14 protein-coding genes and 1 tRNA gene are annotated in these 12,144 nt (G+C 76.1%); 4 read left to right on the forward strand and 11 right to left on the reverse strand.

The window, feature by feature from the left end:
• Positions 1-100: 100 nt before the first annotated feature.
• Positions 101-1,060 (reverse strand): SDR family NAD(P)-dependent oxidoreductase, encoded by a 960-nt coding sequence (locus CELF_RS18025; protein WP_013772699.1) that lies wholly within the window; start codon positions 1,058-1,060, stop codon positions 101-103.
• 106 nt (positions 1,061-1,166) lie between these two features.
• On the opposite strand from CELF_RS18025, the gene CELF_RS18030 reads away from it, so the two are divergent.
• The gene (locus CELF_RS18030; protein ID WP_013772700.1) at positions 1,167-1,721 is read left to right on the forward strand and encodes a TetR/AcrR family transcriptional regulator; all 555 of its coding nucleotides are present in this window, start codon (positions 1,167-1,169) and stop codon (positions 1,719-1,721) included.
• A gap of 117 nt (positions 1,722-1,838) precedes the next feature.
• Here CELF_RS18030 and CELF_RS18035 read toward each other — a convergent pair whose 3' ends face one another.
• Positions 1,839-2,654: an SAM-dependent methyltransferase gene (locus CELF_RS18035; RefSeq protein ID WP_013772701.1), complete on the reverse strand. Its 816-nt coding sequence runs from the start codon at positions 2,652-2,654 to the stop codon at positions 1,839-1,841.
• A gap of 299 nt (positions 2,655-2,953) precedes the next feature.
• A tRNA-Ser gene (locus CELF_RS18040) sits at positions 2,954-3,042 on the reverse strand.
• 114 nt (positions 3,043-3,156) lie between these two features.
• Between CELF_RS18040 and CELF_RS18045 the strand changes: the two genes are divergently transcribed.
• On the forward strand, positions 3,157-4,161 hold the full coding sequence (locus tag CELF_RS18045; RefSeq protein ID WP_013772702.1) for an HNH endonuclease family protein: 1,005 nt from the start codon (positions 3,157-3,159) through the stop codon (positions 4,159-4,161).
• A 4-nt stretch (positions 4,162-4,165) separates the two neighbouring features.
• Here the strand turns inward: CELF_RS18045 and CELF_RS18050 are convergent, their stop codons facing one another.
• The 4 genes from CELF_RS18050 to CELF_RS18065 all read right to left on the reverse strand — a co-directional run bounded on the left by CELF_RS18050 (position 4,166) and on the right by CELF_RS18065 (position 8,792).
• The gene (locus CELF_RS18050; RefSeq protein WP_013772703.1) at positions 4,166-5,446 is read right to left on the reverse strand and encodes a threonine/serine exporter family protein; all 1,281 of its coding nucleotides are present in this window, start codon (positions 5,444-5,446) and stop codon (positions 4,166-4,168) included.
• A gap of 96 nt (positions 5,447-5,542) precedes the next feature.
• The gene (locus CELF_RS18055; RefSeq protein ID WP_049791503.1) at positions 5,543-6,121 is read right to left on the reverse strand and encodes a YdeI/OmpD-associated family protein; all 579 of its coding nucleotides are present in this window, start codon (positions 6,119-6,121) and stop codon (positions 5,543-5,545) included.
• Between the two features lie 43 nt (positions 6,122-6,164).
• On the reverse strand, positions 6,165-7,301 hold the full coding sequence (locus CELF_RS19775; RefSeq protein WP_013772705.1) for a hypothetical protein: 1,137 nt from the start codon (positions 7,299-7,301) through the stop codon (positions 6,165-6,167).
• A 3-nt stretch (positions 7,302-7,304) separates the two neighbouring features.
• Positions 7,305-8,792, reverse strand: coding sequence for an RNB domain-containing ribonuclease (locus CELF_RS18065; RefSeq protein ID WP_049791505.1), 1,488 nt, complete (start codon positions 8,790-8,792; stop codon positions 7,305-7,307).
• A 205-nt stretch (positions 8,793-8,997) separates the two neighbouring features.
• Between CELF_RS18065 and CELF_RS18070 the strand changes: the two genes are divergently transcribed.
• Positions 8,998-9,564 (forward strand): manganese efflux pump MntP, encoded by a 567-nt coding sequence (locus CELF_RS18070; RefSeq protein ID WP_013772707.1) that lies wholly within the window; start codon positions 8,998-9,000, stop codon positions 9,562-9,564.
• A gap of 16 nt (positions 9,565-9,580) precedes the next feature.
• Here CELF_RS18070 and CELF_RS18075 read toward each other — a convergent pair whose 3' ends face one another.
• From CELF_RS18075 to CELF_RS18085, 3 genes are all read right to left on the reverse strand, one after another.
• A complete protein-coding gene (locus CELF_RS18075) occupies positions 9,581-10,102 on the reverse strand; it encodes a GNAT family N-acetyltransferase (RefSeq protein ID WP_013772708.1) in 522 nt (173 codons plus the stop codon).
• Complete coding sequence (locus tag CELF_RS18080; RefSeq protein WP_013772709.1) at positions 10,099-10,581, reverse strand: GNAT family N-acetyltransferase; 483 nt, start codon at positions 10,579-10,581, stop codon at positions 10,099-10,101. Before CELF_RS18080 ends, CELF_RS18075 begins: the two co-directional genes overlap by 4 nt.
• Before the next feature lie 70 nt (positions 10,582-10,651).
• Positions 10,652-10,870, reverse strand: coding sequence for a hypothetical protein (locus CELF_RS18085; RefSeq protein ID WP_013772710.1), 219 nt, complete (start codon positions 10,868-10,870; stop codon positions 10,652-10,654).
• Positions 10,871-10,960: 90 nt separating this feature from the next.
• Here CELF_RS18085 and CELF_RS18090 point away from each other — a divergent pair, with 90 nt between their 5' ends.
• Entirely contained in the window at positions 10,961-11,458 is a 498-nt protein-coding gene (locus CELF_RS18090; RefSeq protein ID WP_013772711.1) for a MarR family winged helix-turn-helix transcriptional regulator, read from the forward strand.
• Here CELF_RS18090 and CELF_RS18095 read toward each other — a convergent pair.
• Entirely contained in the window at positions 11,434-11,874 is a 441-nt protein-coding gene (locus CELF_RS18095; RefSeq protein ID WP_013772712.1) for a hypothetical protein, read from the reverse strand. The two genes, CELF_RS18090 and CELF_RS18095, sit on opposite strands and share 25 nt — an antisense overlap.
• Between the last annotated feature and the right edge of the window lie 270 nt (positions 11,875-12,144).

Consider the following 12,144-nt stretch of genomic DNA (forward strand, 5'->3'; position numbering starts at 1 on the left):
CGGGCCCCGCGGCCCCGCACGGCGGCGACCAGCCGACCCGCTGACCTTGCTCGTGCCTCCCCGGTTGCCGTGGCCATGGCGAGACGACACGCCTGGACCGTCAACCGGCCACGGCGTCCTCGACCGCGTCCCAGGCCGCGGCCCCGACGGCGGGGTCGGCCAGGGCGCCGACGTGCCGCTCGGAGGTGACGACCGTCCGGTCCCTCGGGCCGCCCGGGCCGAGCAGCCGGTCGCGCACGACGTCGTCCGCGGTCGCGGCGTGCAGCAGCGGGAGCACCGACTGCTCGACGTCCCGGCCCATCGTCGCAGCGAGCACCCGCGCGACGGCGCGCTCCGCGAGCGTCGTGCCGCTGGACTGCAGGGCGGTGCGCGCGACGCCGGGGTGTGCGACGACGCTGCGGACGGGCGAGCCCGCAGCCTGCAGGCGCCGGTCGAGCTCGCGCGCGACGACCATGCCGGCGGTCTTGGTCTGCACGTACGCGCGCGCGGGGCTGTAGCGGCGCTCGCCCTCGAGGTCGTCGAGGTCGAGCCGCGTGCGCACCAGCCGGTGCAGTCCCGACCCGACGGTCACGACCCGCGGGGAGCTGCCCTGCTCGAGCGCGCCGCGCAGCCGCCCGCTCAGCAGGTGCGGCCCGAGGACGTGCGTCGCGAGCAGCACCTCGTGGCCCTGGGCGGTGGTGCGGCGCGCGGCGGCGCCCGTGCCCGCGTTGTGCACGAGGACGTCGAGGTCGACCCGGTCCGTGAGGAGCCGCTCCGCGAGCCGCTCGACCGATCCGAGGTCCGCGAGGTCGGCGCGCTCGACCGTGACGCGGCCGCGTACCCCGGCGGCGACGAGCGCGTCGCGCACGACGGCTCCGCGTGACTCGTCGCGTGCGACGAGGACGACGTCGGCACCGGCGCGCGCGAGGTGGCCGGCGAGGGCCCGCCCGAGCCCGGCGGACGCGCCGGTGACGACCGCGCGCCGCCCGGCGAGGTCGGGTACGTCGGCGACCGCCCAGTCGACGACGCGGCGGTCGAGGCGTCCTGCGCGGGGCGTGGTGGCGGTGCTCGTGCTGGTCATGGCGACTCCCGGCGGTCGATCGGATCATCTATCCGCTTCACCGTAGCAGGATTCGGATAGTTCATCCGATCGGATCGGTGATCGACTCATCGGTAGGCTGGCCGACGTGGCAACCGAGCTGCGGCGCGACGCCGCCCGCAACCGCGAGCTCCTCGTCGAGGCGGCACGCCGACGGCTCGACGACGGCGACCTCGAGCTCCGCCTGAACGCGCTCGCCGCCGACGCGGGCGTGGGCGTCGGCACGGCCTACCGCCATTTCCCCGACCGCCCGACGCTCCTCGCCGCGCTCGCCCGCCCCGGCCTCGCCGCGCTCGCCGCGCAGGTGCACGACGACACCCAGGTCGACGACCCCGTCGACGGCATCGGCCAGGTGCTCCGGCACGCGATGCTCGCCCAGCTCGCCGACCCCGCGATCGCCGAGGTGCTGCGCCACGGGCCCGGCGGTGACGCCGAGGTCGCCGCCCTCGTGGCCGGCATGACCGCGGACGTCGAGCGGGCGCTCGCGCGCGCACAGGCCCAGGGTGCGGTGGCGGACCTGGGCCCGGGCGACCTCATCCGGCTGCTGTGCGGGCTGGACCACGCAGCCCGCCTCGGCACCGACCCGGCCGCCGACGCCGCCGCCTACGTCGACCTCGTGCTGGGCGGCCTCCGCCCCCGGTGACGCCCACCGCCCGTCGCCGGTGACGTCTCTCTGTCCCCTCGGAGCCAGCGGGTCGTGCCGGCTGCGGCCGCGATGCCGGGCCCCGGGCAGCGTGACGCCGACCCGCGTGGGCTCGCGTCAGCGTCGCGCGACCACGGCGAAGGAACGGGCGTCCGGGTCGTACGGCGCGCCCGTGAGGTCGCCCCACAGGTCGGGCGGCCCGAACCCCCCGGTCGCGAGCTCGGCCGCCACCTGCGCCGGCGTGAGGCACTGCATCCAGTTCCAGAACTGCCGCACGCTGCGGTCCGTGGCGATGGTGTACCGGTCGAGCACCAGATGCTCCTCGGGGTACGTCCACGTCTCGTGCGTGCCGAGGTAGGGCGGGTCGGCCCAGAAGCCGCCGTCGAGGTCCGCCGCCTCGACCACCCCGGGCTGGACCTCGTCGAAGCGTCGGTCCGCTGTCACGTCCATGACGAACGCGCCGCCCGGCCGCAGGGCGGTGAAGGTGCGGCCGAGGAGGAGGCCGCGCTGCTCCGGGCTCAGGACGCAGAAGTCCTCGTACACCAGCAGCGCCGCGTCGTACGGTCCACCCAGGTCGGCCTCCAGGTAGTCGCCGACGTCGAACGTCGCCGGGAGCGCCTCCCGCGCGGCGACCTCCCGCGCGTGCGCCACCGACAGCCGGGAGACGTCGACCCCGTGCGTGACGACACCCCGGCGCGCGAGGCGCGACGCGTAGAGGCCCGGTCCGCACCCGAGGTCCAGCACCCGCGACCCACGGACCAGCCCGAGCTCGTCGACCATCCACCCGACGGAGCGGGCGATGACGTCGTGCGGGCGGGACGCGAGCGCCGAGCCGGGGTCGAGGTGGCACGCCAGCATCTGCTGCGCGACGTGCGGGTCGTCCCAGAAGGCCGGTGTGGTGAAGGCGCTGAACGGGGCCGGGCGTTCCGTCATGTCGCAGGGACCTCCTCGGGCGACGGCCGCGTCACGGTCTCAGGCGATCGTCGCGCCGTCCATCGCATTCGCCGCGCACCCGACCGCCCCTGGCGACCGGTCGAGCGCTCTGCCGTGCAGCCGGCCAGGGCTCGCGGCCCACATGCGCGACGAGAGCTCCGCCCGTCGACGCCACGAACCAGCACCGCAGCGTGCCTGTAGTGCCAGGTCAGGCGCAGAGACAGCAACACCCGTCCCGGAAGACCCAGGACGGGTGTCGACCAAGAACCACGGGCGGTAGTCGGACGAACTACCTGGAGCGGAGACGGTGGGATTTGAACCCACGGAAGGGTTGCCCCTTCACGACCTTAGCAGGGTCGCGCACTAGACCTGGCTATGCGACGTCTCCAAGTGCAGCACAGGGTACCTGGCCCGCTCGCCGGGCGGCAAAGCGTGCCGTGACCAGCGACTCGGCCGCGCGTCCCGGTCACACCGGCGGCCCGACGTACCGATACTTCTCGGCGTGACCCTCGCCTCCCGCACCCACCGGCGCCCCCTCGTCGGCGGGCTCGTCGCGCTCGTCGTCGCGTCCACCGCCGCGTGCGGGCCGCTGGCCCCGACGGACGCCGCCGCGGTCGACCCCGCCCCCGCCGGGCCGGCTCCGTCGGCGCCCGCGCACGCCGCGGACGGGTCGGCACTCGCTGCGCTGGCGCTTCTGGAGGTCAAGGGTCGTGCCCCCAGGACGGGCTACGACCGCGACCTGTTCGCGTACCGCGAGGTGGACCTCGACGGGAACGGGTGCGACGTCCGCAACGACGTCCTGCGCCGGGACCTGGTCGACGCGGTGCTCAAGGACGGGACGCAGGGGTGCGTGGTGCAGCAGGGCACGCTCGTGGACCCGTACTCGGGCACGACCATCCCGTTCACGCGCGGGGCGTCGACGTCGGACGACGTGCAGATCGACCACGTGGTCGCGCTGTCGGACGCGTGGCAGAAGGGCGCGCAGCAGCTCGACGAGGCGACGCGCCACCGGCTCGGCAACGACCCGCTCAACCTGCTCGCGGCGTCGGGGCCGCTCAACCAGGAGAAGGGCGACGGCGACGCGGCGACGTGGCTGCCGCCGAACACCGCGTTCCGCTGCGCGTACGTGGCGCGGCAGGTCGCGGTGAAGTACACGTTCGGGCTGTGGGTCACGCAGGCGGAGCACGACGCGATCGCACGGATCCTCGCGACGTGCCCGGAGGAGCCGTTGCCTGCGGGCTCCGCACCTCTCCCGGGGGCGACGGACGTGCAGCCGCCCGCTGCCGCGGCACCGGCACCGGCGGAAGCCGCGCCCGTCGAGCCGCCTCCGGCGCCGGACGCGGCGGCACCCGCGAACCCCGGCAACGCGGTCGACTGCCGGGACTTCGCGACGTGGGCGGAGGCCGACGCGTGGTTCCGCACCTACGAGCCGTACTACGGCGACGTCGCGGAGCTCGACGGCAACGACGACGGCGAGGCGTGCGAGTCCCTGCCCGGCGCCCCCTGAGCGCTCAGCGCTCGAACGCCCAGGCGCGGTCGGTGAGCATGCGGGCCACGGCGAGACCGATCGCGAGGGCGGCGACGACGAGGCCGGCCTGCACGGCGTAGGCGATCGCGTCGAGCGTCTGCCCGTCGGACAGGTGGAACACGGCCCGGTAGGCGGTGACGCCGGGGACCATGATGACGACGGCGGGCACGGAGATGGTGATGCGGGGGACGCCGAGCCGGGGCGCGACGGCCGCGGCCATGAGCCCGACGAGCAGCGCGACGACGGCGGCGGCGGCCTGCACGACCACGCCGGCGTCGACGAGCTCCAGGCGGACGACGTTCGCGACCATGCCGACGGTCGCGGCGCCGACGGCCATGGGCCACGGGCTGTTGAACATGAGCGCGAACCCGATGACCCCGAGGAACGACGCCACGAACCGCAGGAGCAGCAGCAGCGCAGGGTCGAGGCCGAGGGGCGGCGGCGGGTCGGGCTGCAGGCCGACGACGCTCGACACGGCCCACACCGCGAGCGCCGCGGACGTCAGGATCATGATCGCGTAGACGAGCCGCGCGACCCCCGCGGAGAAGTCGAGCTTCGCGAGGTCGAGCGCACCCGTGACGAGCGCGAACCCGGGGATGAGGAACAGCACCGCGGACACGTACCCCGCCTCGTGCCGCAGCGGGATGGCGCCCATCTCGTGCAGGACGGTGACGAAGCCGAGGTAGGTGAACGCGCCGAGCGCGGCCGCGAGCATCGTGACGCCGAACTGGTTGTAGCCGCGGTGCAGCAGGGCGCGGCGCAGCGCCTGGCCGAGCGACGCGCCGACGAACACCCCGGCGACCTCGACGGGCCCCCCGTTGTTGAGGAACGCGAACGCCGCACACGCGATGCCGGACCACAGCGCGTTGAGCAGCGCCGGGTAGAGGGGCTTGCGGGACGCGATCGCGTCGAGCTCGGCGGTGGCCTCCTCGACGGTCGTCTCCACGCCGTCGCGCACCTTGCGCTGCTCCAGCCGGGACACGAGCGCCTCGAGCCGGGACAGCCGGTCGGCGTTGATGCCGACGGACCGGACCTCGGCCACCTCGGTGCGGAACGAGCGGCCGCGGTGCGAGGTCGTGGTGATCTCGGTGAGCGTCACGTGCGCCTCGTGCCGGTCGATGCCGAGGGCGCGGGCCATGCGGGCCATCGACGCCTTCACGCGGTACGAACCGGTGCCGGCGGACAGGCTCAGGCGGCCGACGCGCAGCGCGACGCCCGAGCGGCGGATGAGCTCGAGCTCGTCGTCGTCCGGTTCCGTGGGCACCGGACCATCATCGCTGGTGGACCGCCCCCCTCACCCCGGGACCGTCGTCCCGGTCGGCCGTCCGGGGTGTGGTGGTGGTCACCGGCCGGCCGACGCTCAGCGGTAGGTCCGCTCCCCCTGCGCGGCCCTGCGCGCGATCTCGGCGACCCGCGCGGCACGCGTCTCCGGACGGCGGACCTCGACGACGCGCAGCAGGTGCAGGCGCCGCGCCGACGGCGGGAACGCGTCCCAGTGCGCGCGGGCGCCGGGGAGCGCGTCGAGCGCGGCCTCCAGGTCGGGCGGGACGACGAGCGCCTCCACGTCGTCGAGCAGCGTCCAGGAGCCGTCGGCCTTCGCGGCCTCGACGACGGCCGTGCCCGGGGGAAGCATCCGCCCCTCGGCGTCGAGCCGCGCGAGCCGGGCCTTGTTGGTGCGGGCCCACCCCGACCCGGGCTTGCGGGGCGCGAAGAACTGCGCGCTGCGCTCGTCGTCCAGGGACCGCTTGGTCGCGTCGATCCAGCCGACGGTCAGCGCCTCCTCGACGGCGGCCTCGTACGGGACCGCGGGGCGGCCCGTCGCCCGCTTCCACGACACCAGCCACACGCCCGCGGTGTCGGCGTGGTGCGCGACGAGCCAGTCCCGCCACTGCTCCAGGGTCTCGGCGTGGAGCTGCGGGGCGTCGTCGAGCCTGCTCATGACGCTCATCGTCCACCCGGCCGCCCACACCGGGAGGGTGCGCTCAGGGGGTGTCGAGGTCCGCGAGCGCCTGCTCGGCACGCTCCGCGGCGTGCTCGGCGTCGGCCTGCGCACGCTCGGCCTGCCGCAGGTCGCGCTGCGCGGACGTCACGGCCTTCTCGCGCGCGTGCAGAGCGGTCGCGGCACGGCTCTCCGCGTCGTCCGCGCGGGTCAGGGCCTTCTGCGCGGCCGCGAGGCGGTGCCGCAGGTCGACGAGCGCGGCGGTGAGGTCGTCGACCTCCCGGCGCGCGTCCGCGGCAGCCTGCTCGGCGTCGGCGACCTCCCGCTCCTGCTCGTCGCGTGCACGGGTGGCCTCGTCGAGCGTGCCGCGCGCCCGGCGCAGGGCCTCGTCCGCGTCCGCGTGCGCGCGGCGCGCCGCCTCGACGGCCTGCTCCCGCTCCCGGCGACGGCGGCGCTCGGCGGGCGACTCGCGCGGCTCCTCGGGCTCGGGCGGCTCGACGACGCGCAGGTGCCCGCGACCCGTGGCCGACCGCGCGCCGCCGGACCCCGACCCCGTGCCGGTCCGCGAGCCGGATCGCGTGCGTGGCCGCGCCCCGGCGCCTGCGCCCGTGTCGTCGACGCCACCCTCGCCGCGCGACCCGCCCCGACCACCCGCGGAGGTCCGCTCCGCCGGTGCGGCCGGCTCGACCGGCTCACCCGCGGCGATGCCGCCGAAGCCGACGAACTCGCGGCCGGCGGTCAGGCGCCCGGACGTCACGTCCCGCGCGACGGCCGGGTCCGCGAGCGCCGCGGTCAGGGTCGCGTCCACCTCCTGCGCGACCGCGTCCCCGACCTTGTGGCCGGCCTGCCGTCCGAGCGCCCTCGCGCGTCCGACGAGCGAGGTGACGAGCGCGCGGCGCTGCTTCGACAGGTCCCGCAGCCCGGGGCCGTCCAGGCTGCGCTCCGCCTCGCGCAGGCTGTCCCCGAGCGCGAGGAGCTGGTCCGCGAGGCCTGGCACGTCGCGCAGCAGCGCGTTGACCAGCCACGCCGCGACCGTCGGCTTGCGCAGCGCCGCGATCTCCTTCGCCAGGTCGCGGTCCCCGGCGGCACGGGCGTCCTTCGCGGCGGCGTCCCGCCGGGCGACGAAGTCGTCGGGCGCGGCCGTGTAGAGCTCGTCGGCGACGTCGTCGAGGCCCGGCACCGCTCAGCCCTCGGCGGGCCCGGCGGAGGAGCCTGCGCCGTCGAGCGCGAAGCGCACCGTGCGCCGCTCGGTCGACACCTCGGCCAGTCGGACGCGCACGTGCGTCCCGACGGGCAGGTCGACGCCCTCGACCCGGCCGCGCACGACCGGGTCGCGCAGCTGCACGACGCCCACGGTCGCGTCGTCGCGCACGTCGACGAGCATCCCGTCGAACTCCTCCCCGACGCGGCCGACCAGCAGCGCCGCCTCGACGATGTCGAGGCACCCGCGCTCGTACTCGTTGGCACGCCGGTCACCGCCCGCCATGAGGGCGGGCAGGTCCGGCAGCGCCGCACGCACCCACTCGGGCACGTCCGTCCCGGCGACGAGCGCGAGGCACGTCTCCCCCACGAACCGGTCGACGAGGCGCCGCAGCGGGGCGGTCGTGTGCGCGTACGGCGCGGCGAGCGCCGCGTGCAGGGGCTGCTCCGGGAGCTCGCCGTCGAACGCGACGTAGGCGGCACCCCGCAGCAGGGTGGTCGCCTCCGACAGGAGCGCGGCGTGCGCGGGGTCGGACGCGTCGAGCCCGCGGACCACGTCGCCGACCGCGGCCCCGTCGGGCCAGTCGACGCCGAGCGCGGCGGCCTCGCGGCGCAGCCGTGCGACGTCGCGCGGGTCGGACGGGGGCAGGGTGCGCAGCACCCCCACGCGTCCGTCGAGCATGAGCCGGGCGGCGCACATGCCGGTCAGCAGCGAGATCTGCGCGTTCCACTCCTCCGCGTCCAGCGTGGCGCGGCTGACGAGCCGCCAGCGGCCGTCGGTGCGCTGGACCTCCTGCTCGGGCGTCGGCAGCGTGATCCCGCCGCGCTCCCGCTCCGCCTCCTGCCGCAGCAGGCCGACGTCGCGCAGCAGCGCGACCGAGCCGTCGGCGGTGCCGGTGTCGAAGGACCGCTGCACCTCGTCGTACGTGAGCTGCGCGCGGCTGCGGACCCGGCTGCGGCGCACGTCCACCGCGGTCGGGGTGCCGTCCGCGTCGAGGTCGACCGTCCACAGCAGCGCGGGCGCGTCCTGGCCCGGCAGCAGGCTCGCGGCCCCCTCGGACAGGGCGGGCGGGTGCAGCGGCGTGCGGCCGTCGGGGGCGTACAGGGTGACGACGCGGCGGCGCGCCTCGGCGTCGACGGCCCCCCCGGGCCGGACCCACGACGCGACGTCGGCGATCGCGTACCGCACCCGGAACCCGGCGCCCCGGCGTTCGAGGTGCACCGCCTGGTCGAGGTCCCGCGAGCCGGGCGGGTCGATCGTCACGAACGGCACGTCGGTCGCGTCGACGAGCCCGTCGGGGGCCCGGGACGCCGCCTGCTGGGCCTCGGCGAGCACGTCCGGCGGGAACTCGGCCGGGACCGCGAGCTCGTCACGCAGGCGGGCGAGGCCGCTGCGCACGTCCTCGTCGACGGCGCGCGGGGGGCGCGCTCCTTGCGCGTCGGGGGCGAGGCGGACACGTCGTCGAGGCACGGACCGAGCGTAGGCCGACGTGGTGCGGTCGCCACCCCGACCGGCGGGCCGTGCCCGCCCGTGCCCGGGCCCGGATCGGCGGGGTCCGGCGCGGTTCGGCCGTCCGAACTTCCGTCTTCGCAGGTCACCGACCTGAAAGTTCCGAGATCGGTCTCACACCGCGCGCGTTTCCGCGCCCGTGCGACCGCCCCGTAGCGTCCCACCCGTGCCGACCTGGACCCTGCTGCTCGTGGCCGTGAGCGTGTCCGCCGACGCCTTCGCCGTCGCGCTCGGGCGAGGTCTGCACATCCGCCGGCTCTCGTTCCGGGACGTCGCGTCGATCGCCGTCGCCTTCGGCGCGTTCCAGGCCCTCATGCCGGTGCTCGGCTGGTTCCTCGGCTCCCGGCTGCAGGGGTACATCACCGAGGTCGACCACTGGGTCGCGTTCGGCCTGCTCGCCGTGGTCGGCGGCAAGATGCTCTACGAGGCGTTCACGGCCGGCGACGACGACGAGCCCGACGAGGACCACATCGGCCTGCGTGAGCTGCTCGTCCTGTCGGTCGCCACGAGCATCGACGCGCTCGCGGTGGGCATCAGCTTCGCGTTCCTCGACGTCTCCATCGCCGGGGCCGCGGCGCTCATCGGCGTCGTCACGCTCGTCGTCTCCCTGGCGGGCGTGCTCATCGGCCACCGGGTCGGCGTCCGCTTCCGCGGCCCGGCCGAGGTCGTCGGCGGCGCGATCCTCGTCCTCATCGGCGTCCGCATCCTGCTGGACCACCTCGGCGTCTGGTGACGCTCCCGGCGCCCGGTCAGAGGCGCCGCGTGGTGAGCAGGAGCGCGCCGTGCACGGGGTCCTCCTCCCGGTGTCCCGTCTCGACGAACCCGACCTTCGCCAGCACACGGCGCGAGGCGACGTTCCAGTCACGGACGCCGGCCCACAACCGGGCGTACCCCGCCGACCGCGCGTGCTCCACCACGGCGGTCGCGGCCTCGGTCGCGTAGCCCTGGCCCCACGCCCGTCGCAGCAGCTCGAACGCCAGCTCCGGCTCACCGGGGCGGCCGTGCCCGCTCTCGACCAGCCCGCAGTAGCCGACGACGTCGCCGACCGCCGCGCGCTCGACCGCGAGCAGCCCCGCCGACGCGCCCGCACGGACCGCCTGCTCGAGGTCGGCGACCGTCGGCCTGCCCTGCGCGTCGATCCGGCGGTGCGCGGGGACGCGCGGGTCGCGCTCGGTCCACAGCTCGCGCTGCACGACGGCGTCCGCCACGGACCAGGGCCGCAGACCGAGCCGGGCCGTCGTCAGCAGCACGGGGGCGGTGCCGTCGGTCACGCCGGGGCGGGTGTCGGGCCGGCGTCCCGCGGGCGGGCGGCCGGGGTGCGGACCATCGGGACGTGCGGGATGCCGTCCTCGTCGTAGTCCTCCCCGGCGCGGACGAAGCCGTAGCGGGCGTACCACTGCTCCAGGTGCGCCTGGGCGTGCAGATGGATGTCGGCGTCAGGGCGGCACAGCGCGATGCCGTGCTCGAGGAGAGCGCCGGCGACGCCGCGGCCGCGTGCGGCGGGTGCGGTCGCGACGCGACCGATCGCGGGCGTCACGCCGTGCGCGCCGAGGACGCGGATCGTGCCGAGCAGCTCGCCGTCGTCGTGGGCCCAGACGAGCAGCGTGTCGTCCAGCAGGTCACGGCCGTCGAGCTCCGGGTACGCGCACGCCTGCTCGACGACGAACACGTCGACGCGCAGCCGCAGCAGGGCGTAGAGCTCGGCGGCGGTGACGTCGGCGGGCGTGCGGGTCTCGACGGTCAGCGGCATCGGGCCAGCGTAGGGGGGCGCCCGCGTGCGGTCGTCGGACGGAGGCGTCGGGCGTCTGTGACGCGCCGCGTCAGGCGTCCGACGACGGGCGCTCGACCAGGTAGGGGCGCCCGTCGGGCCCGGTGACGCGCTCGAACGTCTGCCGGATCTGCGTCTCGCGCTGCCGCTCGTCCTCGGTGACCCCGCGCCCCCGCCCCTCCGGGTCGGCGACGGACGGCGGCCCGACGAACCGCAGGAAGAACAGGGTCACGTGGTTGTTCAGCGCGTCGAACCGGTCGGCGAAGCCCATCGCGACCTTCCTCCGTGGACCGGTCCGTCCGGGACGGACATTCCTTCGTGGACAGATGATTCGTGCACGAAATTACCATAGGCTGCCGGCATGGCGACCCCCGCAGCCACGGCCCCCGCGCCCGAGACCGGCACCCACGACCCCCTCGCGGTCGAGGCCCAGCTGTGCCTCGCCACCTCCGCCGCCGCCCGCGCGCTCGTCGGCCTCTACCGCTCGCTGCTCGACCCCCTCGGGCTCACGCACCCGCAGTACCTCGCGATGCTCGCGCTGTGGCAGCACGGCGACCTGTCGCTCAAGGAGCTCGCGACGGTCCTGCAGCTCGACGCCGCGACCACGTCTCCCCTGGTCAGGCGCCTCGAGATGCTCGGACTCGTGACCAGGCGGCGGTCGAGCACCGACGAGCGGCTGCTCGTCATCGCACTCACCGACGACGGCCGGGCGATGCGCGCCGACGCCGTCGGGATCCCCGCGGCCATGGTCGACCGGCTCGGCCTGTCCCGGGAGACGCTCGACGAGATCCGGTCGGGCGTGGAGACACTCCTCGACGCGTGCCGCCGTGCGACTCAGGAGGCCGGCCGCGCCTCGTGACCCGGGCGGCCGTGCGTGCGGTTGCGCTCCTTGAGCTCCGACTCGTAGACGTGCCGGCGGCCGTCCATGAGCCGGTCACGCAGCCGCCGCTCGGCGTCGGCGAACGTCCGGTAGTAGCCGTCGTCGAAGTCCTCGACGACCTGGAACGTCCACCGGCCCTCGAGCACGTTGCGTCCGACGACCTCGGCGCGCAGCTCGTCGGCGAGGTCCGGGTGCCCGGCGTCCGCGAGGCGGTCCAGGGCGTCGGCGAGCTCGGCGTCGGCGCGGCCGACGAGGCGGTGGAACGCGTAGAGCATCCCGCGCGCGTGCTCGATGACCTCGAACGCGGCGGTCACGCCCCCGACGGCCTCGACGACGGCGTCGCTGACGCCGTCGGGCGGGCGGTGGGCGGGGTCGGGTCGGTCCTCGGTCGTCATCGCCCCATCGTCGGTGCGCCCGGCCGACGGCGCGCGCCGAGCGCGACGCACCTCCCGGGAGCGCTCCGGCGGCGGACCGGCGCGGACTGCGGGACGCTCGGCTCGTGGGCGGCGCGGCCGCCGCACGGCCGGACGGCACAGGCCGGACGGCACAGGCCGGACGGCACAGGCCGGACGGCACAGGCCGGACGGCACAGGCCGGACGGCACAGGCCGGACGGCACAGGCCGGATGGCACAGGCCGGATGGCACAAGGGACACCCAGGGGGCG

Origin of the sequence: Cellulomonas fimi ATCC 484 (genome assembly GCF_000212695.1) — a bacterium.
Classification (GTDB): domain Bacteria; phylum Actinomycetota; class Actinomycetes; order Actinomycetales; family Cellulomonadaceae; genus Cellulomonas; species Cellulomonas fimi.